The organism is Nocardia jiangsuensis, from assembly GCF_042650385.1.
Classification (GTDB): domain Bacteria; phylum Actinomycetota; class Actinomycetes; order Mycobacteriales; family Mycobacteriaceae; genus Nocardia; species Nocardia jiangsuensis.
Map to the genome: position 1 here is coordinate 1 of NZ_JBHSAX010000030.1, position 659 is coordinate 659.

Annotated in this window: 2 protein-coding genes; both read left to right on the plus strand. The window is 63.1% G+C overall.

Annotated features, from left to right (window positions below; all coding sequences use genetic code 11):
* A partial coding sequence (locus ACFO0B_RS28525; protein WP_378616290.1) for a DUF742 domain-containing protein occupies positions 1–184 on the plus strand: 184 nt, incomplete at its 5' end.
* Positions 159–659: GTP-binding protein (locus ACFO0B_RS28530; protein ID WP_378616292.1), on the plus strand; the 501-nt coding region annotated here is incomplete at its 3' end. The genes ACFO0B_RS28525 and ACFO0B_RS28530, both read left to right, overlap by 26 nt.

Here is a 659-nt window from a genome sequence, read left to right on the forward strand (position 1 = left end):
CAAGGGTTCGCTGTCGATCGCCGAGGTGGCGGCGTATCTGGATATGCCGCCGTCGGTGGTGAAGATCGTGGTGTCGGATCTGCTCGACAGTGAGCATCTTTCCAGTCCGCGGCCGTTGGAAGCGGTGCCGGATATCGCTCTGCTCGAGGAGGTTCTCAATGGGCTCCGTGCTCTCCCGGCCTGACCGGTCGGTCGATTATGTGCCGGAGACGGTGACGCGGTCGGTGAAGTTGCTGGTGGCGGGGAATTTCGGGGTCGGGAAGACCACGTTCGTCAACAGTATTTCCGAGATTCGGCCGTTGCGGACCGAGGAGACGATCACCGAGGCCAGTGTCGGGGTCGATGACATGGCGGGGTTGCCGGGGAAGTCCTCGACGACGGTGGCGATGGATTTCGGGCGGATCACGTTGAATCCGCAGTTGGCGTTGTATTTGTTCGGTACTCCGGGGCAGCAGCGGTTCGTGCCGTTGTGGGAGGAGTTGGCGCGGGGTGCGTTGGGGGCGTTGGTGTTGATCGATACGCGGCGGATCGACAAGGCCGATGAGGTGTTGTCGGTGCTGGAGGAGCGTGGGGTTCCGTATGCGGTGGGGATCAACGAGTTCGACGGGTCGCGTACCTATCCGCTGGAGGAGGTCCGCGACGCACTCGACCTCGCTCCG